Below are 24,863 nucleotides of genomic sequence, written 5' to 3'. Positions count from 1 at the left end.
CGGAGCAGACACCGGATGCCAGCCTTCCGCTATGAAGCCGCCGACGCCGCCGGCAAGACCGACCGCGGCGTCATCGAGGCCGACAGCCCGCGCCAGGCGCGCTCGCAACTGCGCGCGCGCGGGCTGACGCCGCTGACCGTCGATGCGCTGGCCGGTGCCGGCCTGGCGCAACGCAGCGGCAGCCAGCTGTTCGCGCGCAAGCTGTCGACGCAGGAGCAGGCGTTGTTCACGCGCCAGCTCGCCAGCCTGATCGTGGCCGGCCTGCCGCTGGACGAAGCGCTCGGCGCGCTGGCCGACCAGGCCGAACGGCCGCATGTGCACGAACTGCTGGCCGGCATCCGCGCCGAGGTGATGGGCGGCAGCTCGCTGTCGGTGGCGCTGGCGCAGCATCCGCGCGACTTTCCGGATATCTACCGCGCGCTGGTTTCGGCTGGCGAGCATTCGGGCCATCTCGGGCTGGTGCTGGAACGGCTGGCGGGATATATCGAGTCGCGCAATACGCTGACGTCGAAGATCCGGCTCGCGTTCACCTATCCGGCTATCGTCACGGTGGTCGCATTCGCGATCGTGATCTTCCTGCTGTCATACGTGGTGCCGCAGGTGGTGAGCGTGTTTGCCAACACCAAGCAGAAGCTGCCGACGCTCACCATCATCATGCTGTGGCTGTCGGATTTCGTGCGCAACTGGTGGTGGGCCGCGCTGGCGTTCATCGCCGTCGTTGCGCTGGCGATCCGCAGCCTGCTGAAGCAGCCGGCGGTGCGGCTGGAATGGCACCGGTGGCTGCTGACCGCGCCCCTGTTCGGCAAGCTGATCCGCGGCTATAACACCGCACGCTTTGCCGGCACGCTGGCGATCCTGGTGTCGGCGGGCGTGCCGATCCTGCGCAGCCTGCAGGCGGCCGGCGAGACACTGACCAACGAGGCGCTGCGTGCCAATGTGGAGGATGCCAATACGCGCGTGCGTGAAGGGGCGTCGCTGGCGCGCGCGCTGGCGGCGCAGAACCAGTTTCCGCCGGTGCTGGTGCATTTGATCCGGTCAGGCGAGGCGACCGGCAATCTGCCGGTAATGCTGGACCGCGCTGCGCAGGGCGAGGCGCAGGAACTGGAACGGCGCACGCTGTTCCTGACCAGCCTGCTGGAGCCGCTGCTGATCCTGACAATGGGGGTGGTGGTGCTGTTGATCGTGCTGGCGGTGTTGATGCCGATTATCGAGATCAATCAGCTGGTGCGGTAAGTGGGATATGGCAGTGGCGTCTGTTTGCCTGACGCCGCTCGCACAGGCTCCCCTACCCTGCGAAGCGGGAGAGGGGAGCAAACCGCCGCGCTCAGTTACTCCGCGGCTTGTGCAGTCTTCTTGCTAGGCCGCTTGCGCGGCTTCCGTGCCGGCGCCGGTGCAGCTGCCGCTTCGGCCACCGCCTCGGCTACCACTTCGACGACTCCTTCCTGTTCCGCCGCCACGTCCGGCTCCGTCCCCACCGTCGCCGTCAACACCGTCGCTCCCGGCGCCGCAAACACCGACTGGTCGATCGGCCACGGCGTCTCGTTGAGCGTCACTTCCGGACGGCGCGCCGGGCGTTTGCGGCTGCGCGACTTGGGTTCCGCATCGGGCTTGGGCTCGGGATCGGGCTGGGGCGCGGCTTCGAGCGGTGGCACCGGTTCCGGCTCGGGCTGCACGACATCCGCAGCAACGAACGGGGGCGCGTCGTCGGCCAGGAATGCCGGCTGGACAGCCGCCGGTTCCGGGGCCGGCTCGGGGCTTTCCACCGGCGCCGGGATGGGATTGCGGCGCGCCGCTTCGGGCTGAGGCGCGGGTTGCTGCTGCGACGGCCGCTGTTGCTGCTCGCCGCCGCCCTTGCCGCGCTTCTTCAGCCGGATCCAGATGGTCTTGTTGTTGCCGCCGTTGCGCGTTTCCACCTCGAACAGGCCAGTGGCCGCCACCAGCTCCGAGAGCTTGCCGTAGCCATAGTTGCGCGAGTCGAATTCCGGCGCCTGCTTGGCGATGTGGTTGCCCATGCTGCCCAGCGTCAGCCAGCCGTCCTCGTCGGACACGGCCTGCGCCGCGCTCTGCAGCAGGCGCACCAGGCGCGAATCCTGGCGCAGTTCGCCGGTGCTGCGCTTGCGCGTCGGCGCGGCGGCTTCGTCAGCACCTTCGGTATCGGCTTCGGCGCGCAGCACGTCGGAGTAGATGAACTTGTCGCAGGCGGTGACAAAGGGCTTGGGCGTCTTGCGCTCGCCGAAGCCGTAGACGATCAGCCCCTGCTCGCGGATGCGCGAGGCCAGCCGGGTGAAGTCGCTGTCGCTGGAGACGATGCAGAAGCCGTCGAAACGCCCGGTGTACAGCAGGTCCATGGCGTCGATGATCATGGCGCTGTCGGTGGCGTTCTTGCCGACGGTGTAGCGGAACTGCTGGATCGGCTGGATCGAATGCGACAGCAGCCGCTCTTTCCAGCCGGCCAGGTTGGGACGGGTCCAGTCGCCGTAGATGCGTTTGACGGCCGCGACGCCGTACTTGGCGACTTCGGCCAGCAGGCCTTCGACGATGGCGGGCGCCGCGTTGTCGGCGTCGATCAGCACGGCCAGGGTCGCGGTGCCCTGGCGGGGGGAATTGGTCATGTTCGGGTATTCGCTGGTTTGCCCGTGCATGAGACGGGCAATCGGAAATCAGGTTGCACCAGGCTGGCGCGGCAGATGTGGTGCGTCGAGGATCGCGGGCGGCATCGCCGGCGTTCTCGATGCAACGCAGTGTACACGCGAAGCCCCGTCCATACGGGAAATCACCGTTGCCATGGGCACGTTTCGTGCTGCGCTGCAAGGTACCGCCGACCGCACGGCGGTGCTACCATGCCGCGCAGAGACACAGCCGCCCAACGCTTCCACAAGAGGCCGCGAGGCGACTGCCCACAACTGCAGGTGTCGGTGATCCCGACAACACGCCCCATAGAGGAGCACCTATGAATGCCCCCCTGACCCCGCCGGTCAGCGACGCCATCCACCGCGCGCTCGCTAATGTTTCCCTCGACGACAAATACACGCTGGAGCGTGGCCGCATCTACATCAGCGGCACGCAGGCGCTGGTACGCCTGCCCATGCTGCAGCAGGAGCGCGATCGCGCCGCCGGGCTGAACACCGCCGGTTTTATCTCCGGCTACCGGGGGTCGCCGCTGGGCGCGCTGGACCAGTCGCTATGGAAGGCCAAGAAGCACCTGGCCGCGCACAACATCGTGTTCCAGGCGGGGCTGAACGAGGATCTCGCCGCGACCTCGGTGTGGGGCTCGCAGCAGGTCAATATGTACCCCGACGCCAAATTCGATGGCGTATTCGGCATGTGGTACGGCAAGGGGCCGGGCGTGGACCGCACCGGCGACGTGTTCAAGCACGCCAACTCGGCCGGCTCGTCGAAGCACGGCGGCGTGCTGGTGCTGGCGGGTGACGACCATTCGGCCAAGTCGTCGACACTGGCGCACCAGTCCGAGCACATCTTCAAGGCCTGCGGCCTGCCGGTGCTGTATCCGTCTAACGTGCAGGAATATCTCGACTACGGCCTGCACGGCTGGGCCATGAGCCGCTATTCCGGCCTGTGGGTGGCGATGAAGTGCGTGACCGACGTGGTGGAATCGTCGGCCTCGGTGGAGCTGGACCCGCACCGCGTGCAGATCGCGCTGCCGGACGACTTCATCATGCCGCCGGGCGGCCTGAATATCCGCTGGCCCGATCCGCCGCTGGAACAGGAAGCGCGCCTGCTCGACTACAAGTGGTACGCGGGCCTGGCCTATGTGCGGGCCAACAAGCTGGACCGCATCGAGATCGATTCGCCGCACGCGCGCTTCGGCATCATGACCGGCGGCAAGGCCTACCTGGATACGCGCCAGGCGCTGGCCGACCTGGGGCTGGACGATGCCACCTGCGCGCAGATCGGCATCCGCCTGTACAAGGTCGGCTGCGTCTGGCCGCTGGAAGCGCATGGCGCGCGCGCGTTTGCCGAGGGCCTGCAGGAAATCCTGGTGGTCGAAGAAAAGCGCCAGATCATGGAGTACGCGCTCAAGGAAGAGCTGTACAACTGGCGCGACGACGTGCGCCCCAGGGTCTACGGCAAGTTCGACGAGAAGGACAACGCCGGCGGCGAATGGTCGATCCCGCAAAGCAACTGGCTGCTGCCGGCGCACTATGAACTGTCGCCCGCGATCATCGCCAAGGCCATCGCCACGCGGCTGGACAAGTTCGAGCTGCCGATGGACGTGCGCGCGCGCATCACCGCGCGGCTGGCCATCATCGAGGCCAAGGAAAAGGCGTTGGCTACCCCGCGCGTGACGGCGGAACGCAAGCCGTGGTTCTGCTCGGGCTGCCCGCACAACACCTCCACCAACGTGCCGGAGGGCTCGCGCGCGCTGGCCGGCATCGGCTGCCACTACATGACGGTGTGGATGGACCGCAATACCAGCACCTTCAGCCAGATGGGCGGCGAAGGCGTGGCGTGGATCGGCCAGGCGCCGTTCGCGGGCGACAAGCATGTGTTCGCCAACCTGGGCGACGGCACCTACTTCCATTCCGGGCTGCTGGCGATCCGCGCGTCGATCGCCGCGGGCGTCAACATCACCTACAAGATCCTGTACAACGACGCGGTGGCGATGACCGGCGGCCAGCCGGTGGACGGCCAGCTGTCGGTGCAGGACATCGCCTGGCAGGTGCACAGCGAGGGCGCGAAGAAGATCGTCATCGTCAGCGACCAGCCGGAGAAGTACAACGCGGCAATCAAGCTGCCCCAGGGCATCGACATCCATCACCGTGACCAGCTCGACAGCGTGCAGCGCGAGCTGCGCGAAGTGCCGGGCTGCACCATCCTGATCTACGACCAGACCTGCGCCACCGAAAAGCGCCGCCGCCGCAAGCGCGGCACGATGGAAGACCCGGCACGCCGCGTCTTCATCAATGACGCGGTGTGCGAAGGCTGCGGCGATTGCTCGGTCAAGTCGAACTGCCTGTCAGTGGAGCCGCTGGAGACGGATTTCGGCACCAAGCGCCAGATCAACCAGTCGTCGTGCAACAAGGACTTCTCGTGCCTGAACGGCTTCTGCCCGAGCTTTGTCTCGGCCGAAGGCGCGCAGGTGCGCAAGCCCGAGCAGCATGGCGTGTCGATGGAGAGCCTGCCCGCGCTGCCTGCGCCGGAGCTGCCGCCGATCCGCCGTGCCTACGGCATCCTGGTGACGGGCGTGGGCGGTACCGGCGTGGTGACCATCGGCGGCCTGCTGGGGATGGCGGCGCACCTGGAAAACAAGGGCGTGACCGTGCTCGACATGGCGGGCCTGGCGCAGAAAGGCGGCGCGGTGCTATCGCACGTGCAGCTGGCCGCGCGCCCCGATGACCTGCACGCGACGCGCATCGCGATGGGAGAAGCCGACCTGGTGATCGGCTGCGATGCCATCGTTTCGGCCACCGACGAAGTCATCTCCAAGACCCAGGCAGGCCGCACGCGCGCCGTGGTCAATACCGCGCAGACGCCCACCGCCGAGTTCATCAAGAACCCCAAGTGGCAGTTCCCGGGCGTGTCGGCCGAACAGGACGTGCGCAACGCCGTCGGCGAGAAGTGCGACTTCATCAACGCCAGCGGCCTGGCCGTGGCGCTGCTGGGCGATGCCATCTACACCAACCCGCTGGTGCTCGGCTACGCGTGGCAAAAGGGCTGGATCCCGCTGACGCTGCAGGCACTGGAGCGCGCGATCGAACTCAACGGCGTGGCCGTCGAGAAGAACAAGGCCGCGTTCGACTGGGGCCGCCATATGGCGCACGACCCGGAGCACGTGCTGTCGCTGACCGGCAAGCTGCAGAACACTGCCGAAGGCGCGGAAGTGGTCAAGCTGCCAAGCTCGACCGGCGCGATGCTGGAGAAGCTGGTCGCGCGCCGCATGGAACACCTGACGGCCTACCAGGACGCCGCCTACGCGCGCACCTACCGCGAAGCCATCGACCGCGTGCGCGCGGCCGAAAGCGCGCTGGCAGGCGGCGGCAAGCCGCTGCCGCTGACCGAGGCCGCGGCGCGCAACCTGGCCAAGCTGATGGCGTACAAGGACGAGTACGAGGTGGCGCGGCTCTATACCGATCCCGTCTTCCTCGACAAGCTGCGCGCGCAGTTCGAAGGCGAACCGGGCAAGGACTACCAGCTCAACTTCTGGCTGGCGCCGCCGACGACGGCCAAGCGCGACGACAAAGGTCATCTGGTCAAGCGCAGATTCGGTCCGTCGACGATGACGCTGTTCCGCGTGCTGGCGAAGATGAAGGGCCTGCGCGGCGGCATGTTCGATGTCTTTGGCAAGACCGGGGAACGCCGTACCGAGCGCGCGCTGATCGGCGAATACCGTGCCTTGCTGGATGAGCTGGTGGCGGGACTGAATGCCGCCAACTATGACACCGCGGTGACGCTGGCCAACCTGCCGGATGATATCCGGGGCTTCGGGCACGTGAAGGAAAACAACCTGAAGGCGGTGCGTGGGCGCTGGCAAAAACTGCTGGAGCAGTTCAGGCATCCGGAAACGGCGCAGCGGGCAGCGTAAGGCAAGAGCCTTTAAATCTCCGCGCTGTTCGTCCCCTCTCCCCGTGAGGGGAGAGGAAAATACGATCGGTCAACGAGGCGCAATGTGCCCTACGGCCGCGCCAGCTCCTTTTCCCCCGGCTTCACATACATCGAGTTTTTCGGCTGCGACAACACCCGACGCACCATCGGCTCGAAGAAGGACAACGGCAGCGTGTCGTAATCCGTCATGAACGCCGCCGCATCGTACTTGCGGCAGAACTCGGCAGTGCGCTCGAACAGCTCCGGCTGGTTGCGATACTGCTCGCGCAGGTTGCGGTCGAGCCCGAGGTGGTGGAAGAAGTAATAGCCCTGGAACACGCCATGCTTTTCCACCATCCACAGGTTCTCTGCGCTGACAAAGGGCTTCAGGATCGCCGCCGCGATATCGGGATGGTTGAAGCTGCCGAGCGTATCGCCGATATCGTGGAGCAGCGCGCAGACCACGTATTCCTCGTCCTGCCCGTCCCGGTGCGCCAGCGTCGCGGTCTGCAGCGAATGCGTGAGCCGGTCCACCGGGAAGCCGCCGCAATCGCCATCGAGCAGCCGCAGGTGCGCCAGCACGCGGTCGGGCAGCGCCCGCGCATACGGCATGAACTCGGCGGAAATCGCGGCCCAGTCCTCGCGGGTGCCGTGTTCCATATGGCTGAAGCTCGCGCGCGCGGGCGCGTAGGTGTCGCTCATGCTGGTCTCCTTTTGTGGGAGGGTGTGCGAGGGCCGCACATCCGCTCGTCATGTTGTGCCGGCATTGTGGCACCCGCAGCGGCGCTACACTGTCAAAAAGCTAACAATGTGCCGGCATATTGCGGCGCACCACCGGTTCCCGGCAGCAACAGACTGACGATCAAGGAGACGACATGACGTTCCACGGAAGCTGCCACTGCGGCAACATTGCTTTCGAGGTCGAGGCCGAAAGCATCCCGAGCGTGATCCGCTGCAATTGCTCGATCTGCCGGCGGCGCGGCCACCTGTTATGGTTCGTGCCACGCGCCACCTTCAAGCTGGATACGCCGGAGAGCAATGCGTCGACGTACCGCTTCAACACCATGAAGATCGCGCACCGCTTCTGCCCGGTGTGCGGCTGCGGCCCTTATGCCGATGGCCAGGACAAGGACGGCAAGCCGATGGCGGCGGTGAACGTGCGTTGCCTGGACAATGTCGACCTGGACAGCCTGAAGGTCATCGATTACGACGGCCTGCACCACTGAGACCGCCATGTTCCGCATTCTCGATCTCGACCACCTGGTGCTGCGTACCGCCGATGCCGACGCGCTGCGACGGTTCTATGTAGACGTGCTGGGCTGCAGCGTCGAGCGCGAGCAGCCCGACTTCGGCCTGACGCAGCTGCGCGCGGGCAGCGCGCTGATCGACCTGGTCTCGCTGGACGGCCCGCTGGGCCGTGCCGGCGGCGCGGGCCCTGGCGCCGAGGGCCGCAACCTCGACCATTTCTGCCTGCGCATCGAGCCGTTTGACGAGCCCGCGCTGCGCGCGTGGCTGTCCGGGCACGGCGTAGAGGCCAGCGAGGTCGCGCAGCGCTTCGGGGCCGAAGGCAAGGGCCCGTCGCTCTATGTCAGCGACCCGGACGGCAACGTGGTGGAACTGAAGGGTCCGCCTGCGCCGGTGACCGCACAGTAAAGCGCCGCAAAGGTCGTGCCGATGCGCGGGGTGCGCGCAGGATCGCTACAATTTCCCGCTGGTCCCGCGCGCCGCCAGCCATGGCGTCACCCCTCGCCGGGGCCCGCCATGACATCGCTAGAAGCCAGCTCCGACACGGACGCCGCCAGTACCGATTCTCCCGCAGACGCCAGCCCGGCACGCGCCGGCCCCGCGCAGCCGGCCACGCCGCCACGCCGGCTGGTCTGGATCCTCGGCCTGACCGAGACCATCTCCTGGGGCACGCTGTTTTTTGCCTTCACCGTCTTCATCGAGCCGATGATCCGCAGCACGGGCTGGTCCAGGCCATTCCTCGCAGGCGGCTATTCGCTGGGGCTGCTGGTGTGGGCGATGTGCTCGTTCGCGGTGGGCCGGCTGCTGGACCGCGCACCCGCGCGCAGGGTGATGGGCGCCGGTTCGGTGCTGGCCGGCCTGGGGCTGCTGCTGTGGGCGTGGTCGCCCTTCCCCGCGATGTTCCTGCTGATGTGGGTGCCGATCGGGCTGGCCATGGCCACCACGCTGTACGAGCCGGCCTTCGTGGTGCTGCGCCAGGCCTATGGCGACCAGTACCAGAAGCCGATCATGATCGTCACGCTGATGGCCGGCTTTGCCAGCACGATCTTCGTGCCGCTGGCGCAATGGCTGGTGCTGCATGCCGGCTGGCGGCCCACGCTGGTCGGCTTTGCAGTGCTTAACCTGCTGGTCTGCGCGCCGTTGCACGCGCGCATGCGCTACGCCATGCATCCCACCTACAGCGGCACGCCGACCGCAGGCGCCGACGCGGGCAGCACCGGCATCGCGCGCACCACGCTGCGCCAGCCGGTGTTCTGGGCCGTGGTGCTGGCCTTCACCGCGACCGCGGTGGTGGCCTCGCTGCTGGGCGCGCACCTGATCCCGATGCTGACCGAGAAGGGCCTGCCGGTGTCGCAGCAACTGGTGGTGGCGGCGCTGATCGGCCCGGCGCAGGTTGCGGGCCGCATGCTGATGATGCGCGCGGCAGTGCGCCACCCGGTGCGGCTGTCGCTGCCGGTCTATCTGCTGATGAGCGCTGGACTGCTTTGCTTCGCGCTGGGCCATGGCGCCTGGCTGATGGTGGCCGCGGTGCTGTATGGCTGCGCCAACGGCGTCAACACGATGCTGCGCGCGATGGCCATGCCCGAGCTGATCTCGCGCCACCACTACGCCACGCTGAACGGCCTGATGATGACGCCGGTGCTGCTGATGCAGGCCGCCGCGCCGTGGCTGGGCGCGCTGCTATGGCGGGCCGCGGGCGGCTACTGGCTGATGCTGTGGGTCATGCTGGCGCTGGCGCTGGGCGCGCTGCTGGCGTTCGGCTACGCACTGCACCGGCGCGGCCTGTTGCGCGTGGCGGGTGCCGCGCCGTAGCGCTGCCATGCCCCGGTCGCGCGGATGCACGACAATAGGGGCTTTTGCGGCCGGGCCGACGCGCCGGCCGCGCCCCCCCCCGCATCACGATGTCCGCTGGCCACGGTGGCGATCCTGGCCATGCCTTCGTTCTGGTGGCTGCTGCCCGCGCTGGTGGCGTTCGGCATGGCCAATGCCGGCTTCGACGTGGCCATGAACGCGCAAGCCGCCACGGTGGAGGCCAGCCGCCCGCGCCTGGTGATGTCGGCGCTGCATGGTGCTGATCGGCGGCGTGGCGCACCTGGCCGACCTGCGCATGGGGCTGGCCGTGGTGGCGCTCACCATGGGCTGGATCGCGCTGGCGGGCGCGCGCTCGGCGCGGCGCTACCTGCCGCCGCGCAAGGATGGCCGCTGAGCCGCGGCTGAAGCCAGCTCAGGCGGCCGCGCGCAGCGGCGTGCCGGCGCCGATCCCCTCGAACACAAAGCTGTCCATCGCCAGCACGCCGTAGGTAACCTCGTCTGCCACCCGGGCCGCGCTGGCCGGCGGCGTACCCGCCGCTGCGCTCCGCGGCCCCAGCGCCGCGCCCAGCGCCACGTAGAACGGCAGCAGGTGCTCGTCGGTCGGGTGCGCGCGGCGGGCGTACGGGGCCTCGGCGCGGTAGTTGGCAATGCGGCCGGTGTCGCCGGTGGCCAGCGCCTCGTCCAGCGCGTCGCCCATCCAGCCGCGGAAGGCCTCGACATAGGGCTCGGCCTGCGGCCCGTGCTGTTCAAGGCGGCCGCCGCTGCCGAACACTTCCTGCAGGTTGTGCGTAAAGCTGCCCGAAGCCAGCACCAGCACGCCTTCCTCGCGCAGCGGCGCCAGCGCACGGCCGATCTCGATCTGGAGGGCGGGCGGCAGGTAAGGATTCAGCGCCAGTTGCACCACCGGTACGTCGGCGTCCGGGAAAAAGTGCCGCATCGGCATCCAGGCGCCGTGGTCGAGCGGCCGTTCGTCGTCCTCGCCGACAAACCCGGCGCCGGGAATGGCCGCGGCCTCGACCAGCGCCTTGACGCGCGCGGCCAGCGCCGGCGAGCCCGGGGCATCGTAGCGCAGCGCGTACAGCTCGCGCGGGAAGCCGCCGAAGTCGTGCCAGGCTTCCTGGCGCTCGCGGCTGCTCACCGCCAGCGTGCTGTAGATCCAGTGCGCCGATACCACCAGCACCGCGCGTGGCGGCAGCGCCCGCAGGCGCTCGCCAAGTGCATCGAAGGCCGCACCGGTGGGACCGGGGTCGACGGCGAGCATGGGCGAACCGTGCGAGATAAACAGTGCGGGAAGCATGGCGTCGGGTCTCATTGTTCTGCTCATTGATCTGTGTGCTTGCTATTGAGTTTGGCAAAGATCGGCCCCTGGCACGCCCCGCTTTTGCGCATCTTTCATGCAAAAAAACTGAACCGGCGCGCGCCACGTGGGCTGGGCCACACACCGCCGCAGGCGTGCCGGGACGCCGCCGCGCACTGCACCCTATGATGCAGCCGAGGGCAAGTGCCGTACCCGGGCAAGCCCTCGGCCAACGCATGACGCCGCCAGCACGCCAAGCGTGCCGGGTGGCCGGAGACATCGTGGTACCGAACCCGCTGCGCCGCCCCGGCTGGCGCCTTCCCCTTCCCACCCATTGGTGGCAGCCGGGCGTCTACGGCAGCGCGCCGGCGGTCGCGCTGTGGATCGCGGCCAGGCTGCCGGCGCAGTGGCTGTGGTCGCTCGCCGGCCAGCCGGATGCCGGCGAGTGGCTGAACCAGGCGGGCGATACGGTGTTTGTTGCCGGCTGGGCCGGCAGCGCGCTGATGCTGTGGCTGGGCCGTCACCGGCCGCCACCGCCTGCGGCATCCGCTGCGGCAGAAAAGTGCGATCCGGGCGATGCGTGCGCGCAGCAGACACCACGCCGCCATACAGCGGCCTGATACTGGCCTGGCCGCTTCCGCGCCCGATTCAAAGCCTCGGCAAACCGATCTGAAAACTTTTGCGCACCGTTCGCACGCTTGCCCGCGTGGCTAGAATGCGTCGGACGGCTGCCGCCACGCGGCGCCGCGTGAGCCGTGTGCAAGGGGAAATACCCATGTCCGTACGCCTGCCGACTGACCGGTTTCGCGCCAGCCGGCGCCGCGCTTGCCGCTGGCGCGCCGCGGCGGCTGCGCTCGGCTTGCTGGCCGCGGGGACCGCGCACGGCCAGGCCGCCGGCAACGGGCTGCAACTGGTCGGTGCCAACGTGCAGCGGCACGCCAACGCGGTGCTGTCGCTGATGGCATATTCCGTGGTGCCCGACCTGACTTCCAGCTCGCTATCGATCAACAACGCCAGCACCGACGACCCCGGCGTCGTCATGTCGCAGCTCGGCGGCGGCTTCACCATCAGCAAGTCATTCCCGCTCTACCTGGAAGGCGCGATCGCGTACAGCCGCTACGACCCCACCTTTGTTGCCAGCAACGGCACCGAATCGCGCTCCATCCCGACCCGGTGGAACACGTTCTCGGGCACCATCGGCATCGGCTGGGATTTCCCGATCACCGCCAACAAGGAACTGGTGATCCGGCCGATCTTCAATTTTTCTCTGGGCAATGTCTCGAGCGACCTGTCGATCGGCAAGTTCGCGGTTGAGCAGGCCACCGACCGGCAGATCGAATTCCTCGATGGCGGCAGCCTGAACGCGTACGGCCTGGGCGGCTCGCTGATGCTGGACTGGGAGCACTATCGCGAGAACTATGAAGTCGACGTCGAACTGCGCTACACCAGCATCCATTTGCAGAGCTTCGGCGGCTCCTCAAGCGCGGTGACCGGTTCGGCGACGGCGCAGACCGCCAACCTGTGGGCGCGCTGGCGGGCACCGACAGGCCTGCGCGCGCTGGACCGGCCCCTGCGCTATGTGCTTGAGTTATCACATTCGCACTATTTCGGCAGCCAGGCAGGCATTCTCGGCTTCAATTACCTGACCACGGTTGGCACCGGGCTGGAGCTGGATACCAGTGCGCACGAGGTCTTTGTCACGCGGATACGGGCGGTGGTGCGCTATGTGTTCGGCAACAATGTGTCGGGGGTTTCACTGGGCCTGGCGGCGAGCTTCTGACGCCCGCTGCGGCGCGGATCGCTCAGTTCTCCTCGGCCCCTTCCCGGTAAATATTGATCACATGCCGCGCCTCGAAGCACAGCGGCATGCCCGGCGCCATCTCGTCGGTGCAATACGGCTGGTTGTCCAGTTCGCCGGTATAGAGGCTGCCCTCGCGCCCGGTCACAATCACCCACATCCGCTCGACATGGACCTCTTCGCCGCCGTCTTCGTCCGCCACCAGGATGCGGAAGATCAGCTTGACCTGCTGGCCCGGCACCAGCGCGTCGCGTTCCTCACGGGTCGGAATCCAGAACGTGTCGGGATGGGCGGCGGCAATGGGCTCGCCGTCATCCAGCTCCCAGCCGTCTTCATCCAGGGTCGTCAATCGCATGTCCATTTTCAGCCTTCCGCAATGTCTCAGGTGCGGGCATGATCGCAGCAAATGCGGCGCGCCGCGAGCGGATTGAGCGACACTTGAGCGACCACTTGAGCGACCGCTTGAGCGACACCTTGAGCGACACCTTGAGCGGCCACCGCACCGGATCCACCCAAAAGGGAGAAAGGTTAAGCATGACAAGCAAGAAGGAAGCGCAGGCCGCCCCGGCAGCGCCGGCGCGCTGCGGCTGGTGCGGCACGCTGGAAGACTATTGCCATTACCACGACCACGAGTGGGGCTTCCCGGTCGCGGATGACCGGCGCCTGTTCGAGAAGCTGTGCCTGGAGGGCTTCCAGTCGGGCCTGAGCTGGCTGACCATCCTGCGCAAGCGCGAGGCCTTCCGCAAGGCCTTCGCCAACTTTGACATCGACAAGGTGGCGCGCTTCGGCGAGCGCGATATCCAGCGCCTGCTCGGCGATGCCGGCATCGTGCGCCACCGCGGCAAGATCGAGGCCGCCATCAACAATGCCCAGCGGGCGCGCGAGCTGCTCGAAACCGAATCGTCGCTGGCCGCCTATTTCTGGCGCTTCGAGCCCGACCTGGCCAGCCGGCCCAAGGTGCTGACGCCCGAGGTGCTGCGCACCATGGCGATCTCGCCCGAGTCGACGGCGCTGTCCAAGGACCTGAAGAAACGCGGCTGGCGCTTTGTCGGACCGACCACCATGTACGCGCTGATGCAGGCAATGGGCCTGGTCAACGACCACCAGGAAGGCTGCGCGACGCGGACCGAGGTGATACGGGCGCGCAAGGCGTTCAAGGTGCCGCGTTAACGTTTGCAGGCCTGCCCGGGCGCTGACGGCGCGCGGTATACGCCCACGTATACGCCCGTGTCCCGGCGCCTCACCGCTGCGATCGCCGCAACGGTCTTGACGATGGTTTTTATATTGTTTACGTATGTAAACATAGTAGTAGTAGGTAAACCAGCCGCCGCCCCGTGGATAAGTCACCTTTCCTCTTTTGCTTCAAGGACTTGCAAGAAAGATAACCACGGTGCCAGCGCACCCGTATACCGGGATAGCCAGGCCCTTGCGTATACGTGCACGCCAACCGCGTGACGGTTGTTCGTATACGTCCCACAGCGCACCCCCAGGCGGGGCACAGCTTGTCCGGCGAGTTATCCCCAGGCGCGGGCGCAGATGTCCACAGCAGCCTAGCCGGCGGCGGCGGTCCTGGCGGCGTATACCGGATCGACGTGCGTCATCACGTTGAGCACCTGGTGATGCTCGAGCGCGCGGCGCCGTGCCTCGACGGCGATCGCATGGCCTTGCGCCACGCTCAGGGAGCCGTCGATCTCCAGATGGACGTCGACCAGCACCTGATCGCCCATCTTGCGCGTGCGCAGGTCATGCAGGCCGTGCACGCCCGGCGTGCCGAGCAGGGTCGCCTCGATTGCCGCGACGGTTTCCTCGTCCGCGGCGCGGTCCATCAGGTCGTTGAGCGCATCCCAGCCAAAGCGCAGGCCCATGCGCGCCACCATCAGCCCGACCACGATCGCCGCTACGGGATCCAGCATGTGGTAGCCGAGCAGGTTGCCGCCGATGCCCAGCGCCACCACCAGCGACGAGGCCGCGTCGGAGCGCGCATGCCAGGCATTGGCGACCAGCATGCCGGAACGCACGCGCCGCGCCACCGCCAGCATGTAGCGGAACAGCAGTTCCTTGGAAACCAGCGTGGCCAGCGCCACCCACAGCGCCAGCGCCTGCACCGGCTGGGCGCCGCCCGGGTGCTGCAGCTTGCCCACCGCGGCCCACAGCATGCCCGCGCCGACCGCCAGCAGCAGCGCGCCCAGCGCCAGTGACGCCGCGGTTTCGAAGCGCAGGTGGCCATACTGGTGGTCCGCGTCGGGATCCTTGCGGCTTTGCCACGCCGCCAGCAGCACCACGAAGTCGGAGAGCAGGTCGGACAGCGAATGCACCGCGTCGGCCAGCAGCGCCTGCGAGCCGGCTACCACGCCCGCGACGCCCTGCGCCGCGGTCAACCCGATATTGACCGCCACGCTGACAAGCGTGCTGCGCCGGCCTGCGCGGTGGCGGGCGTCGGCTTCGGCCGCGGTCGCGGCGGAGGCGTCGTCAGGCAGGCCGGGGCCGAAGCCAAAGCGTTTTTCGGATTCCGATTCCATCGCGCGACTATAGCCCAGGATACGCCGGCGCCCCACCGCATTCCCCGACGGCCCTGCGTCGCCTGTTTCGTGCCGATTTCGTAACAGCGCTGGCGAAGTCCCGGCGACGCCCTTACCGTAGTCATTGACCGGCATGCCGGTCAATGCAAGGAGGGCCCCTACGATGGCGATTCGGTCACTTGCTTCGCACAGCACGTCGCAACTGCGCCGCCTGGTCGGCCAGATGCAGGCGGAAGTCGATGCACTGGAACAACTGTCCACTGCCGATGCCGATGCGCAAAGCCGGCTCGGCTATGCCACCGCGCGACTGCGCGACGGCATCGAGGCCGTGGAAGACGCGCTGCAGTCGCTGCGCGCGCTGCAACAGGTACGGCCTTCGGCGATGAAGGCCAGGCGGCCGACGCGGGTGGCTTAGGACGACAGGCGTCTCTGCTTCGACTCAGTGCTTCGACTCAGCACGATTGCCTGCAGCAGGCGCACCCCGCGCGTGCCCGTCATGCGGCGCGCCCTCATCAAACCATTCAATCGACCGCAGAAAAGATTGAATTCTGCCGAACAGTCCCCGCTGCTAGAGTGCCCCATGCCACCCGGGCCGGAAGCCAGGCCACCGGGCCGGCTATTCCAAGACACAAGCGAGGAGACTTTGATGACGAAACGCGTACTGGTGACCGGCGCCTTGTTGGCTGCCGTGTTCGTCGCCGGGCAGGCAGGCGCCCAGCAACAGCCGCAGGCACAGCCGGCGCAACCTGCGCAACCGGCCCAACCGGCGCAGCCACAGAAGCCGATGACCGCCCAGGAAATGAAGGCGGCGTTCGCGGAAAAATTCAAGGCTGCCGATACCGACAACGACGGCAAGCTGACCCGCCAGGAAGCCGAAGCCGGCATGCCCGAGGTGGCGAAGAACTTCGACAAGATCGACCGCAAGAAGACCGGCTATGTCACGCAGAAGCAGGTCGGCTCTTACGCTGTCGCCAAGGCCAAGCAGCGCAAGACGGCTCAGGACCCCAGTTCGCTGAACTAAAGACGGCCGATCCGGGTTCCCCTTTAGGGAACCTCCAAAGAAAAAACGCACGGCATCGTGAGATGCCGTGCGTTTTTTTACAAGAAATCCTGGTGGACCGAAGGAGGATCGAACTCCCGACCTCTGCATTGCGAACGCAGCGCTCTCCCAGCTGAGCTATCGGCCCGTCGCGGACGATTGTAGCCTACTTCGGCAGCGGCCTTCAATCCTCCCCGGCTGGCGTGAGGATACTGCACAACATCAGGCGGCGATGCCCGCGTTGCCGTTCATCCCACGCACCGTGGGCTCGTTCAGCGGCCGCGCCGTGACTTCCTTCGTGCTGCGCAGCCACTGCGCCATCGCGTCCCAGACCGGCGCCCCGCCGGCCTCCCGCGCTTCCTCCGCCACCGGCGCCCAGCCCGCCACCTTGTAGGTCTTGCCTGCCTCCAGCGGCTTGCCGGCCAGGCGCATGTCGGTGATGCGCTTGCCCATGCCGGCGGTGGGATCGATGGTGTACTGCAGGCCGCCGACGCGCACCATGTCGCCGCCCTGCTGGTAGTACGGGTCGGGGTTGAACAGGTTGTCGGCCACGTCTTCGAGGATGGTCTTGATGGTCTCGCCGCTCATCGACGTCACGGTCGTGTACGGGTAGGTGATGGCGGTCTGGTCCATCAGGTGTTCCATGGTGATGGCCTGGCCCGGCAGCAGCGTGGTGCCCCAGCGGAAACCCGGCGAGAACGCGATCTGCGCGCCCTGCACCTGCATCAGGCCGTCCAGGATCAGCTGGTCGAAGGTGCCGTTGAAATTGCCGCGGCGGTACAGCAGGCCTCGGTTGACGGCGAGGACTTCGCCGAGCTTCTGTTCGTACGGTGCCCGTACCTTCCTGATAAGCGCGTCCATGGCCGGATCGGCCGGCAGGTAGTTGGCGAACACCGGCAGCAGCCGGTAGCGGAAATCGGCTACCTTGCCGCCCTTTACGTCGAAATCCAGTACGCCGAGGAACTTGCCGTTGGAGCCGGCATTGGTCACCAGCGTGGTGCCGCCCGCGTTCTTCACCGCCACCGGCGCGGGAACGCCGTCATGGGTGTGGCCACCGAGGATGGCGTCGAGCCCGCGTACGCGCGAGGCCAGCTTCAGGTCGACGTCCATGCCGTTGTGCGACAGCAGCACCACGGCCTGCGCGCCCTTGCCGCGCGCCGCGTCGATGACCTGCTGCAGGTTTTCTTCCTGGATGCCGAAGGTCCAGTCCGGCACGAAATAGCGCGGGTTGGCGATCGGCGTGTACGGGAAGGCCTGGCCGATGATGGCCACCGGCACGCCGTTGATCTCGCGGATCACGTACGGATCGAACACCGGGTCGCCGAAGTCGTTGGTCTTGATGTTCTGTGCCAGGAAGGCGACCTTGCCCTTGAAGTCCTTGTCGACGATTTCCTTGACGCGGTCCGCGCCGAGCGTCATTTCCCAGTGCGGCGTCATCACGTCGACACCGAGCGCCAGCGCCGCATCCACCATGTCCTGCCCCTTGGTCCACAGCGCCGTGGCCGAGCCCTGCCAGGTATCGCCGCCGTCGAGCAGCAGCGCGCCCGGCCGGCCCGCCTTGAGCCGCTTGACCAGCGTCGCCAGGTGCGCAAACCCGCCGACCTTGCCATAGCGTCGCGCGGCCTCGTTGAAATCGAGATAGGTGAACGCATGCGCCTGCGGCGTACCCGGGCGGATGCCGTAGTGGCGCAGCAGCGCCTCGCCGACCAGGTGCGGCGGCTTGCCGGCGTAGTCGCCGATGCCGAGGTTGACGCTGGGTTCGCGGAAGTACACCGGCCGCAGTTGCGCGTGGCAGTCGGTGAAATGCAGCAGGTGGACGTTGCCGAAGCGCGGCAGGTCGTACATCGACTCGGCGGCCTGCGCGGCGTGCGCGTCCTGGTGGGGGAAAGTCATGCCGCCGGCGCCGGCAATGGCCAGCACCTGCAGGAACTCGCGTCGGTTCATGTTCGTCCTGTGGATAAGTGCGTGCCGGTGGGCGCGTGGCGTCCGGCATCGCATCGCTATGGCTTCGCGTAACGCTCCAGCGCGGCCACGTCGTCTTCGAGCATCTCGCCCACTTCCTTCTGCACCACGCGCCCGCGCGCGTCGATCACGTACAGCTCGGGCAGGCCCTTGCGCTTGCCGAACACGGCCTGCAGCGCGGCGGAATCCATCGCTGCGGGAAAGGTGTAGCCGCGCTTCTTCATGTATTCAGCGGCCTCGCGCGGGTCCTTGTCGATGCTGATGGCCAGCACCCGCAGCGGCGTGCCGCGCGTGCGCTCGTACAGCTTCTGCAGGCGCGGGTTCTGCATCGCGCAGAACGGGCACCACGAGGCCCAGTATTCGACCACCAGCGGCTTGCCGGCCAGCGTGTCGGCGCGCAGCGTGCGCCCGTCGAGCGTCTGCACATCGGGCAGGCGCACGGTGTCGCCCACTTCCAGCGCGGCGGCGCCGCCGGCGGCGCAGGCCAGGCCAGCGGCCAGCAGCCAGCGCAGCAGGACGGCACGCGCGCGCATCGGGCTTACTGGTTGACGGGCGAGGCCGGGTCGAGCAGCAGCGCCATCACGTCGCGGATCTGGGCCTCGGTCAGGATGCCCTTGTGGCCGAAGCGCGGCATGTTGGAGCAGGCGGAGTAGGCGTTCGAATCCCAGATCTTGCCCCAGGTGTACTTGACCACTTCCTGCGAGTTGCCGCGCAGCTTGCCGTACTGGTACAGCGACGGGCCGATATTGCCGAACGAGATCTCGGCCTTGGTCATCTGGTGGCAGGCGTAGCAGTTGCCGCCGTTGGTGCCGCCGACCTGGTCGGTGAACTGCATGCCGCGGCCGTTCTGGGCGACCTTCTCGCCTTCCTTCCAGTCGCCGAGCCAGTTGCTGTCGGCGGGATATTTGACCTGCTTGAGTTCGGCGGCCTCAATCTTCTTCGCCACCTTGCCAGGCACCTTGCTGCGGTCCGGGTACTGGCTGCAGGCCTGCTGCATGGCGTCCTGGTTCAAAACGCCTTCCACGGTAGCGGGACCCCTGGAGGAGAACGAGTCCTCGATCAGGTGCTTCATGTCGGCGCTGCTGACGGCGGCGGGCTTTGTCTTGGCGGGACGGGCCTTGGCGTTGTCCTGCGCCTGCGCGCCGGTTGCCACCAGGGTAGCCAGCGCGGCGATGGCGAGTGCCTTGTATTGTCGTTGCATGTCGTCTCTCCCGTACTGGTCAGCGCTTCATCGCCGGGCCATCGTAGGTGCCGCCGTTGGCGTTCTTCGCCAGGAACATGGTCAGCGCGGTGATCACGTCCGAGCCATAGGCGGGTTCGGGAAAGCGTTGCTGGCGCAGGCAGTCGTACAGGCGGTGCTGCATCGAGCGAACCTCGCCCTGCGACACGCGGTAGGCGGGCCACGTGGTGTAGGCCGCCTGCGCGCCCTTGTCGGTGAGCAGGTTGGGCAGGTCCTGCAGGCGGATGCGCTGCCCGTCGACCGCGTGGCAGGTGGCGCAGGCAAAGTCATAGGCGCCGCCGCGGTAGAAGAACATCTTCTGGCCGAGGGCGTAGGTGCGCTTCTCTTCCGGATGGTTGAGTTGCACGTTCATCTTCGCGCCGCGCGATTCGCCAGTCAGGAAGGCAACCAGTCGCTCGATGTCGGACGGCTTGCCCGAGGCCGAGAACGGGTTCCTGGTCGCCTCTTCTTTCGTGAGACCCTGCAGCGTCACGCGGCACCAGGCCAGACGCTGCTCCAGGTCCATCACCTTGTTGGCGTCCTTGAAGTAGCGCGGCAGCTCGGCGTAGGCGCCCTTGGTCACGCCCGGGCCCTTGCCCAGGTCGCATTGCTCGAGCGAGACGTTCTTCGGGCCGGCCGGCTTTTTCCACAGCTCTTCGCCGGCGGCTTCCCACAGCTCGGCGGGATTGCCTTCGGCCAGCATCTGGCGGTACTTGGCGATTTCGTCGGCGGTGCTGCCCTGCGCATGCACGGCGGCAGCGCCCGCGGCCGCCGCGGTGGCGGCCAGGGCCAGCGCAGCGTGCCGGGCCAGGCTTCGGATCGGTTTCATGGGGCTTCTCCTCGCGGCCGCGCCTTTCGGGACGGGCCGCTTTTTCTAGCTTCTTCTCTTGTCTTGCCGTCAGGCAGCGCCAGCCCGGCTCAGGGCTTGATATAGGCGTAGCCTTCCTCGGCTTGCAGGCGGGCGATCTCGACCACGCCGGCCTGTACTACCTTTGCTTCCATCAACAGCTGCGATTCGGTAATCCTGCGCGCGGTCAGCGTATTGCGGCACACGCGGAACTCCACGCCTTCGGCGGCCAGCGCGCCCACCGGGCTCTCAAAGCTGTTGCCGCGCGCATCCTTGGCACCTTCGACCAAAAAATCGATGCCATAGCCGAACGCGACCACCACGATCTTGGTGCCGGGGGCGCCATTCAGGTGGTTGCGCAGGTTGCCCATCGCGCGCACCGCCTGGTCGATGCCTTCCGACAGCTGGTACACCACCTTCACGCGCCCGCCCTTGCCGGCACCGGCCTGCGCCGGCTGGCCGGACTGTGCAGAGGCCTTGGCCGCCAGGCCGATGGCTGCCAGCGCCGCCGATGCTCGAATAAATGCTCGCCGCATAATGCTCCTTCCGGCCGGGTCCGTCCCGGCATTCCGCCCCGAACCTTAGCAGAGGACGACGCGGCGTGCCGGCAACATGCCGGCATCGGTCGGCCTCAGGCGATGGTCGCTTCGTCGGTGCGCTTGTCGCCCTTGTTGTCGATCCAGGTCACCGCGACCTTGTCGCCCTTGGCGCCGCCCTTGAACTTGAAGTTCAGGAACGGGTCCTTGGACACCGCCGGCCCGAACTGGGCGCGGAACACTTCCTTGCCCTTGCACTGGGCGGTCACGGTCTGGATATGCCAGGCCGGGATGACCTTGCCGGACGCGTCCTTGCGCTGGCCGGTCTCCATGTCGTGCTTCATCAGGATCTTTACATCAACCACGCCGCCGTTCTCGGTGGCGCGTACGCGCATCGGGTCTGCCATGTGTTTCTCCGGTTGCAGTTGGCGGGAATCTCGGTAACGGGGCGAGTGTCGGCGTCAGCCGCCGCAACCGCCCAGCGTGACCTTGATTTCCTTCGATGCCACGTACCACTTGCCGCCGGCCTTGACCGCGGCGTGCACCACCGAGGTCTGGCCCATCTTCACGCGCGTGGAGACGAAGGGCTCGGTGCCGGCCGGGATGATGAAGTCGGCGGCCAGGGTATTGGGGTTCTTTTCCACCAGGATCGCGATCTGCTCGGTGTCCGGAATGGTGCTCGTCACGGCCACCGGCACCACGGCGCCGTTCTCGGCGATGTCGGGGGCATTGAAGGTGATGGCGGTGCTTTTCTCGGTGCCGCTGCCGCCGAGCGCCTTGATCACGTCGGCAACGCTCTTGCCGTCAAAGGCGGTCTTGTTCCACTCGGCCGCCTGCGCTTCGCTGATCAGGCCGGTGGCGGCCATCAGCGACAGGACAGCGGTGACCCGCAGCACTTCTCGTCGTTTGGAATTCATGTTCTTGCTCTCCGGCTACTCCGTCCCAATCGGTTCGCGTGACCGCTTTGGCGGTACTCGTTGGTGTTCTGTCCAGCTTGTGCCCTGCTCGTACTACGTGTGTCCTGCTCGCGGCCGGTACATTGCCGGCCGCTGGATCTGTGCAGGTCGGGTCGGCTTGCGCCGTCCGGCCCGTTGCATCGGCGGACTGCCCCCTGGGGGCGGTCAGGATTTACTTGGCGGGCGCGCCTGCGAGCACCCACTCGACCACGGTCTTCAGGTCGGCGTCGCTGATGGCGGCGTTGGCCGGCATCGGCACCGGGCCCCAGACGCCCGAACCACCGCTCTTGACCTTCTTGCTCAGCGTCGCGAGGGCGTTCTTGTCGCCCTTGTACTTGGCGGCAACTTCCTTGTAGGAAGGACCGACCAGCTTCTTGTCGACCTGGTGGCAACCCATGCAGGCGTTCTTGTTGGCGATCTCCTGTGCCTTGGCGGCATCGACCGCGTGAGCCGATGCGGCGGCGCCCAGCATCAGCGCTGCGATGACAAACTGCTTCATTGTTAAGCTCTCCAAGCTCTGTAAAGCCGTGGGGACGGCAAGGGCCGCTCGGCACGTACTGCAAGCTGCTTCGCGGCATACACCGGCCGCCGCCTCGGGGGCACTGCGGCGGCCAGCCCGCTATTTTGCCTCAAGAATCCACCCCACCATGGCATGGACGTCCGAATCGGGGATCTGCGGCTGCGGCGGCATCGGCACGCTGCCCCACGCGCCTTGCCCGCCGGCCTTGACCTTTTTGGCCAGCGCGGCGTGCGCGTCCTGGCCCTTGTACTTGCCGGCGATGTCCGCGAACGACGGGCCGACCAGCTTCCGGTCCATTGCATGGCAGGCCACGCACTGGTACTGGCTGGCCAGCCTGGCGCCGGCCGGCGCGGGCGCTGAAGCGGCGGATGCGGCATTCGCAGGCACGGCCGCGCTTGCCGCCACGCCGCGTACCGGGCCAAAGGCGCGCTGCTGCTGCGCCAGCTCGCCGTGGGCGTCGCGGGCATAGTCAGGCATCGCCGAAGCGATCGAAACCTGCCCGGAGCAATCCTTCATGCAGGCGGTATTGCGCGTGTCCGGGCGGCCGCGGCCGGGCCACAGGCCGTGGTCGGTGGTCATGCCGTCGCGGTTGGGCATGCGTCGCTGCACGGCCGCGATATTGGCGTCCGACAGCGTGAAGTCGGCCGGCACGATCTCGCCCAGGTTCAGCAGGTAGGCGGTGACGGCATAGACCTCGTCGGCGGACAGGCTCTTGGGTGCGTTCCACGGCATGGCGCGGTGAATGTAGTCCCACAGCGTGCTGAGCGTGCTCACCTTCATCAGCGTGGTGCGATACGGCTGGTTGCCGGTCATGGCGGCGACCCGGCCGCGCTTGATGTCCTCGGCCGTGGTGCCGCCCACGAGCGGCGTGAAGACCTCGTTGGACTCGCCGAAATCGCCGTGGCACGAGGCGCACTTGCCGACCCACACCTGCTGCCCCTGCGCCACGGTGCCGCTGCCTTTGGGCAGGCCCTTGAAGTCCGGGCGCACGTCGATATCCCAGGCGGCCACTTCGGCCGGCGTGGCGGCGCGGCCAATTGCCGCACGCGCATCGGCCGTGCCGGCGGCCCAGGATGGCGCCACGCAGGCCGCAGCCAGCGCCAGCATGGCGGCGCCGCGTTCAGCCCACGTGGACATTGGACACCTCCCCGCCTGCCGCCACCCGCCAGCTCTGGATGGCGTTGTTGTGATAGATCGAGCGCGTGCCGCGCACGGCGCGCAACTGGGCCATCTTCGGTTGCACGTAGCCGGTCTCGTCGATGGCGCGGCTTTGCAGGATCGCGGGGCTGCCGTCCCAGACCCAGTCGAGGTTGAAGCGCGTCAGGCACTTGGACAGCACCGGCGATTCCAGCCGCGCGGTGCGCCAGTTGCGGCCGCCGTCGGCCGAGACATCGACCCGCGTGATGCGCCCGCGTCCCGACCACGCCAGCCCGCTGATGTTGTAGAACCCCTTGCCCACCAGTTGCTGGCCGCCCGACGGCGTGGTGATCACCGACTTGCACTCCTGGATCGAGCTGTACTGGCGCAGTTTGCCGTCCGGCATCATGTCCACGTAGTGGATGGTCTCGTCCTTGGCGTTCCACGGCTGGTCGCCCAGTTCCAGCCGGCGCAGCCACTTGACCCACGACACGCCCTGCACGCCCGGCACCACCAGCCGCAGCGGGTAGCCGTTCTCGGGGCGCAGCATCTCGCCGTTCATGCCCCAGGCGACGATGATCTCGTCGGCCAGCTCCATCGGGATGGTGCGCGTCATCGACGAACCGTCGCCGCCCTCGGCCAGCAGGTAGCGGCCGCGGCGCAGGTCGGCGCCGGCGTCGTCCAGCAGCACGCGCAGCGGCACCCCGGTGAACTCGCAGCACGACAGCATGCCGTGCGTGTATTGCACCGTCGGCACGGCCACGTTGCCCCACTCCATGCCCGTATTGGCGCCGCACTCGATGAAATGCATGCGCGACACCGCCGGCAGGCGCATCAGGTCGTCCATGGTGTAGACGCGCGGCGTGCGCACCAGGCCGTTGATCATCAGGCGGTGGCGGGCCGGGTCGATATCGTGCCAGCCCTGGTGGTGGCGCTCGAAATGCAGGCCGTTGGGGGTGATGATGCCGAAGAAGCCCTGCAGCGGCGCGAATGCGACTGATGCCGCCGACACGCGCGTCAGGCCCGGCGACTCGCGCCGGATCAGGTTTTTCTCATGGACCGAGGGCTGGCCATAGGGCCGGGCCGCGACCGGCTGGCCAAGGGACGTGGCCCAGGGCTGGGGCTCCAGGATGGCGGGATCGCCGTCCGCCGCCAGCGCGTGCCGGCCGGCGGTGGCGGCGGCGATGCCGGCCGCGGCGCCGAGGAAGCTCTTGCGCAGGAAGTCGCGCCGCGGCGCGTCCAGGCCGTGCCGGCCGATGTCCTGCTGCAGCGATGCGCTGACGAAGTGCTCGGGCGCGGGCACGATGCGCCCGGGCCGGTTCCGTTCCTGCAATGCCGTCTCCTCCGGCAGCTTGCGCCTGCGGGGCGCGCCGCCTGTTATTCGTGCCGCCGCGCGCCTCGCGCGACAGCGATCGATGGTCCGGAAGAGCCGG

At 67.5% G+C, this 24,863-nt stretch carries 26 protein-coding genes and 1 tRNA gene; 11 read left to right on the top strand and 16 right to left on the bottom strand.

Going from position 1 to position 24,863, the window contains the following annotated elements:
* Positions 1-15 precede the first annotated feature (15 nt).
* Positions 16-1,233, top strand: a complete 1,218-nt coding sequence (gene gspF / locus ACAD63_RS01115) for a type II secretion system inner membrane protein GspF (RefSeq protein WP_434033330.1) — start codon at positions 16-18, stop codon at positions 1,231-1,233.
* Positions 1,234-1,328: 95 nt separating this feature from the next.
* Here gspF and ACAD63_RS01110 read toward each other — a convergent pair whose 3' ends face one another.
* Positions 1,329-2,612: an NYN domain-containing protein gene (locus ACAD63_RS01110; RefSeq protein WP_434033329.1), complete on the bottom strand. Its 1,284-nt coding sequence runs from the start codon at positions 2,610-2,612 to the stop codon at positions 1,329-1,331.
* A gap of 338 nt (positions 2,613-2,950) precedes the next feature.
* Here ACAD63_RS01110 and ACAD63_RS01105 point away from each other — a divergent pair, with 338 nt between their 5' ends.
* Positions 2,951-6,544 (top strand): indolepyruvate ferredoxin oxidoreductase family protein, encoded by a 3,594-nt coding sequence (locus ACAD63_RS01105; RefSeq protein ID WP_135706092.1) that lies wholly within the window; start codon positions 2,951-2,953, stop codon positions 6,542-6,544.
* Positions 6,545-6,633: 89 nt separating this feature from the next.
* Here ACAD63_RS01105 and ACAD63_RS01100 read toward each other — a convergent pair whose 3' ends face one another.
* Positions 6,634-7,245: an HD domain-containing protein gene (locus ACAD63_RS01100; RefSeq protein WP_434033328.1), complete on the bottom strand. Its 612-nt coding sequence runs from the start codon at positions 7,243-7,245 to the stop codon at positions 6,634-6,636.
* Positions 7,246-7,418: 173 nt separating this feature from the next.
* On the opposite strand from ACAD63_RS01100, the gene ACAD63_RS01095 reads away from it, so the two are divergent.
* From ACAD63_RS01095 to ACAD63_RS01080, 4 genes are all read left to right on the top strand, one after another.
* Positions 7,419-7,769: a GFA family protein gene (locus ACAD63_RS01095; RefSeq protein WP_133097751.1), complete on the top strand. Its 351-nt coding sequence runs from the start codon at positions 7,419-7,421 to the stop codon at positions 7,767-7,769.
* A gap of 7 nt (positions 7,770-7,776) precedes the next feature.
* Positions 7,777-8,196, top strand: coding sequence for a VOC family protein (locus ACAD63_RS01090; protein ID WP_133097752.1), 420 nt, complete (start codon positions 7,777-7,779; stop codon positions 8,194-8,196).
* A gap of 108 nt (positions 8,197-8,304) precedes the next feature.
* Positions 8,305-9,600 (top strand): MFS transporter, encoded by a 1,296-nt coding sequence (locus ACAD63_RS01085; RefSeq protein ID WP_195427153.1) that lies wholly within the window; start codon positions 8,305-8,307, stop codon positions 9,598-9,600.
* 253 nt (positions 9,601-9,853) lie between these two features.
* On the top strand, positions 9,854-9,994 hold the full coding sequence (locus ACAD63_RS01080) for a hypothetical protein (protein ID WP_165971588.1): 141 nt from the start codon (positions 9,854-9,856) through the stop codon (positions 9,992-9,994).
* Between the two features lie 18 nt (positions 9,995-10,012).
* Here ACAD63_RS01080 and ACAD63_RS01075 read toward each other — a convergent pair whose 3' ends face one another.
* Positions 10,013-10,897 carry a DODA-type extradiol aromatic ring-opening family dioxygenase gene (locus ACAD63_RS01075; RefSeq protein WP_434033327.1) on the bottom strand — a complete coding sequence of 295 codons (885 nt, stop codon included), beginning with the start codon at positions 10,895-10,897 and terminating at the stop codon, positions 10,013-10,015.
* A 281-nt stretch (positions 10,898-11,178) separates the two neighbouring features.
* On the opposite strand from ACAD63_RS01075, the gene ACAD63_RS01070 reads away from it, so the two are divergent.
* Both ACAD63_RS01070 and ACAD63_RS01065 read left to right on the top strand, forming a co-directional pair.
* Positions 11,179-11,517, top strand: a complete 339-nt coding sequence (locus ACAD63_RS01070) for a hypothetical protein (protein ID WP_371704901.1) — start codon at positions 11,179-11,181, stop codon at positions 11,515-11,517.
* Positions 11,518-11,672: 155 nt separating this feature from the next.
* Positions 11,673-12,677, top strand: coding sequence for a hypothetical protein (locus ACAD63_RS01065; protein ID WP_243737060.1), 1,005 nt, complete (start codon positions 11,673-11,675; stop codon positions 12,675-12,677).
* A 22-nt stretch (positions 12,678-12,699) separates the two neighbouring features.
* On the opposite strand, the gene ACAD63_RS01060 is transcribed toward ACAD63_RS01065, so the two are convergent.
* Complete coding sequence (locus ACAD63_RS01060; RefSeq protein ID WP_434033326.1) at positions 12,700-13,056, bottom strand: DUF2314 domain-containing protein; 357 nt, start codon at positions 13,054-13,056, stop codon at positions 12,700-12,702.
* Between the two features lie 173 nt (positions 13,057-13,229).
* Here ACAD63_RS01060 and ACAD63_RS01055 point away from each other — a divergent pair, with 173 nt between their 5' ends.
* Positions 13,230-13,865 carry a DNA-3-methyladenine glycosylase I gene (locus tag ACAD63_RS01055; protein ID WP_133097756.1) on the top strand — a complete coding sequence of 212 codons (636 nt, stop codon included), beginning with the start codon at positions 13,230-13,232 and terminating at the stop codon, positions 13,863-13,865.
* A 380-nt stretch (positions 13,866-14,245) separates the two neighbouring features.
* Here ACAD63_RS01055 and ACAD63_RS01050 read toward each other — a convergent pair whose 3' ends face one another.
* Positions 14,246-15,214 carry a cation diffusion facilitator family transporter gene (locus tag ACAD63_RS01050; RefSeq protein ID WP_135706096.1) on the bottom strand — a complete coding sequence of 323 codons (969 nt, stop codon included), beginning with the start codon at positions 15,212-15,214 and terminating at the stop codon, positions 14,246-14,248.
* 163 nt (positions 15,215-15,377) lie between these two features.
* On the opposite strand from ACAD63_RS01050, the gene ACAD63_RS01045 reads away from it, so the two are divergent.
* Positions 15,378-15,629 (top strand): hypothetical protein, encoded by a 252-nt coding sequence (locus tag ACAD63_RS01045; RefSeq protein WP_133097758.1) that lies wholly within the window; start codon positions 15,378-15,380, stop codon positions 15,627-15,629.
* A gap of 231 nt (positions 15,630-15,860) precedes the next feature.
* Complete coding sequence (locus tag ACAD63_RS01040; protein ID WP_135706097.1) at positions 15,861-16,235, top strand: calcium-binding protein; 375 nt, start codon at positions 15,861-15,863, stop codon at positions 16,233-16,235.
* Positions 16,236-16,325: 90 nt separating this feature from the next.
* On the opposite strand, the gene ACAD63_RS01035 is transcribed toward ACAD63_RS01040, so the two are convergent.
* The 11 genes from ACAD63_RS01035 to soxC form a co-directional block, all read right to left on the bottom strand.
* A tRNA-Ala gene (locus ACAD63_RS01035) sits at positions 16,326-16,401 on the bottom strand.
* Positions 16,402-16,475: 74 nt separating this feature from the next.
* Complete coding sequence (soxB, locus tag ACAD63_RS01030; protein ID WP_195427155.1) at positions 16,476-18,197, bottom strand: thiosulfohydrolase SoxB; 1,722 nt, start codon at positions 18,195-18,197, stop codon at positions 16,476-16,478.
* Between the two features lie 56 nt (positions 18,198-18,253).
* Complete coding sequence (locus ACAD63_RS01025; protein ID WP_133097761.1) at positions 18,254-18,748, bottom strand: TlpA disulfide reductase family protein; 495 nt, start codon at positions 18,746-18,748, stop codon at positions 18,254-18,256.
* 5 nt (positions 18,749-18,753) lie between these two features.
* Positions 18,754-19,416, bottom strand: a complete 663-nt coding sequence (gene soxX, locus ACAD63_RS01020; protein WP_434033325.1) for a sulfur oxidation c-type cytochrome SoxX — start codon at positions 19,414-19,416, stop codon at positions 18,754-18,756.
* A 19-nt stretch (positions 19,417-19,435) separates the two neighbouring features.
* Positions 19,436-20,263 (bottom strand): sulfur oxidation c-type cytochrome SoxA, encoded by an 828-nt coding sequence (gene soxA, locus ACAD63_RS01015; protein WP_434033324.1) that lies wholly within the window; start codon positions 20,261-20,263, stop codon positions 19,436-19,438.
* Positions 20,264-20,352: 89 nt separating this feature from the next.
* The gene (locus ACAD63_RS01010) at positions 20,353-20,817 is read right to left on the bottom strand and encodes a DsrE family protein (RefSeq protein WP_133097764.1); all 465 of its coding nucleotides are present in this window, start codon (positions 20,815-20,817) and stop codon (positions 20,353-20,355) included.
* A gap of 95 nt (positions 20,818-20,912) precedes the next feature.
* Positions 20,913-21,224, bottom strand: coding sequence for a thiosulfate oxidation carrier complex protein SoxZ (gene soxZ / locus ACAD63_RS01005; RefSeq protein WP_116355082.1), 312 nt, complete (start codon positions 21,222-21,224; stop codon positions 20,913-20,915).
* A 54-nt stretch (positions 21,225-21,278) separates the two neighbouring features.
* Positions 21,279-21,734 (bottom strand): thiosulfate oxidation carrier protein SoxY, encoded by a 456-nt coding sequence (soxY, locus tag ACAD63_RS01000; RefSeq protein ID WP_063240926.1) that lies wholly within the window; start codon positions 21,732-21,734, stop codon positions 21,279-21,281.
* A gap of 211 nt (positions 21,735-21,945) precedes the next feature.
* Positions 21,946-22,272, bottom strand: coding sequence for a c-type cytochrome (locus tag ACAD63_RS00995; protein WP_018006137.1), 327 nt, complete (start codon positions 22,270-22,272; stop codon positions 21,946-21,948).
* A gap of 120 nt (positions 22,273-22,392) precedes the next feature.
* The gene (locus ACAD63_RS00990; RefSeq protein ID WP_434033323.1) at positions 22,393-23,430 is read right to left on the bottom strand and encodes a c-type cytochrome; all 1,038 of its coding nucleotides are present in this window, start codon (positions 23,428-23,430) and stop codon (positions 22,393-22,395) included.
* Positions 23,414-24,763: a sulfite dehydrogenase gene (gene soxC, locus ACAD63_RS00985; protein WP_434033322.1), complete on the bottom strand. Its 1,350-nt coding sequence runs from the start codon at positions 24,761-24,763 to the stop codon at positions 23,414-23,416. Before soxC ends, ACAD63_RS00990 begins: the two co-directional genes overlap by 17 nt.
* Positions 24,764-24,863: the final 100 nt, after the last annotated feature.

It is taken from the genome of Cupriavidus sp. a3 (assembly GCF_051015765.1).
In the GTDB taxonomy this organism is placed as follows: Bacteria; Pseudomonadota; Gammaproteobacteria; order Burkholderiales; family Burkholderiaceae; genus Cupriavidus; species Cupriavidus oxalaticus_A.
This window is presented reverse-complemented; position numbering and strand designations above follow the sequence as displayed.

Bases quoted from the DNA above. Each gene is read 5' to 3' on its own strand.
- gspF (WP_434033330.1), top strand. From the start codon at position 16: ATGCCAGCCTTCCGCTATGAAGCCGCCGACGCCGCCGGCAAGACCGAC.
- ACAD63_RS01110 (WP_434033329.1), bottom strand. From the start codon at position 2,612: ATGACCAATTCCCCCCGCCAGGGCACCGCGACCCTGGCCGTGCTGATC.
- ACAD63_RS01105 (WP_135706092.1), top strand. From the start codon at position 2,951: ATGAATGCCCCCCTGACCCCGCCGGTCAGCGACGCCATCCACCGCGCG.
- ACAD63_RS01100 (WP_434033328.1), bottom strand. From the start codon at position 7,245: ATGAGCGACACCTACGCGCCCGCGCGCGCGAGCTTCAGCCATATGGAA.
- ACAD63_RS01095 (WP_133097751.1), top strand. From the start codon at position 7,419: ATGACGTTCCACGGAAGCTGCCACTGCGGCAACATTGCTTTCGAGGTC.
- ACAD63_RS01090 (WP_133097752.1), top strand. From the start codon at position 7,777: ATGTTCCGCATTCTCGATCTCGACCACCTGGTGCTGCGTACCGCCGAT.
- ACAD63_RS01085 (WP_195427153.1), top strand. From the start codon at position 8,305: ATGACATCGCTAGAAGCCAGCTCCGACACGGACGCCGCCAGTACCGAT.
- ACAD63_RS01080 (WP_165971588.1), top strand. From the start codon at position 9,854: ATGGTGCTGATCGGCGGCGTGGCGCACCTGGCCGACCTGCGCATGGGG.
- ACAD63_RS01075 (WP_434033327.1), bottom strand. From the start codon at position 10,897: ATGCTTCCCGCACTGTTTATCTCGCACGGTTCGCCCATGCTCGCCGTC.
- ACAD63_RS01065 (WP_243737060.1), top strand. From the start codon at position 11,673: ATGTCCGTACGCCTGCCGACTGACCGGTTTCGCGCCAGCCGGCGCCGC.
- ACAD63_RS01060 (WP_434033326.1), bottom strand. From the start codon at position 13,056: ATGGACATGCGATTGACGACCCTGGATGAAGACGGCTGGGAGCTGGAT.
- ACAD63_RS01055 (WP_133097756.1), top strand. From the start codon at position 13,230: ATGACAAGCAAGAAGGAAGCGCAGGCCGCCCCGGCAGCGCCGGCGCGC.
- ACAD63_RS01050 (WP_135706096.1), bottom strand. From the start codon at position 15,214: ATGGAATCGGAATCCGAAAAACGCTTTGGCTTCGGCCCCGGCCTGCCT.
- ACAD63_RS01045 (WP_133097758.1), top strand. From the start codon at position 15,378: ATGGCGATTCGGTCACTTGCTTCGCACAGCACGTCGCAACTGCGCCGC.
- ACAD63_RS01040 (WP_135706097.1), top strand. From the start codon at position 15,861: ATGACGAAACGCGTACTGGTGACCGGCGCCTTGTTGGCTGCCGTGTTC.
- soxB (WP_195427155.1), bottom strand. From the start codon at position 18,197: ATGAACCGACGCGAGTTCCTGCAGGTGCTGGCCATTGCCGGCGCCGGC.
- ACAD63_RS01025 (WP_133097761.1), bottom strand. From the start codon at position 18,748: ATGCGCGCGCGTGCCGTCCTGCTGCGCTGGCTGCTGGCCGCTGGCCTG.
- soxX (WP_434033325.1), bottom strand. From the start codon at position 19,416: ATGCAACGACAATACAAGGCACTCGCCATCGCCGCGCTGGCTACCCTG.
- soxA (WP_434033324.1), bottom strand. From the start codon at position 20,263: ATGAAACCGATCCGAAGCCTGGCCCGGCACGCTGCGCTGGCCCTGGCC.
- ACAD63_RS01010 (WP_133097764.1), bottom strand. From the start codon at position 20,817: ATGCGGCGAGCATTTATTCGAGCATCGGCGGCGCTGGCAGCCATCGGC.
- soxZ (WP_116355082.1), bottom strand. From the start codon at position 21,224: ATGGCAGACCCGATGCGCGTACGCGCCACCGAGAACGGCGGCGTGGTT.
- soxY (WP_063240926.1), bottom strand. From the start codon at position 21,734: ATGAATTCCAAACGACGAGAAGTGCTGCGGGTCACCGCTGTCCTGTCG.
- ACAD63_RS00995 (WP_018006137.1), bottom strand. From the start codon at position 22,272: ATGAAGCAGTTTGTCATCGCAGCGCTGATGCTGGGCGCCGCCGCATCG.
- ACAD63_RS00990 (WP_434033323.1), bottom strand. From the start codon at position 23,430: ATGTCCACGTGGGCTGAACGCGGCGCCGCCATGCTGGCGCTGGCTGCG.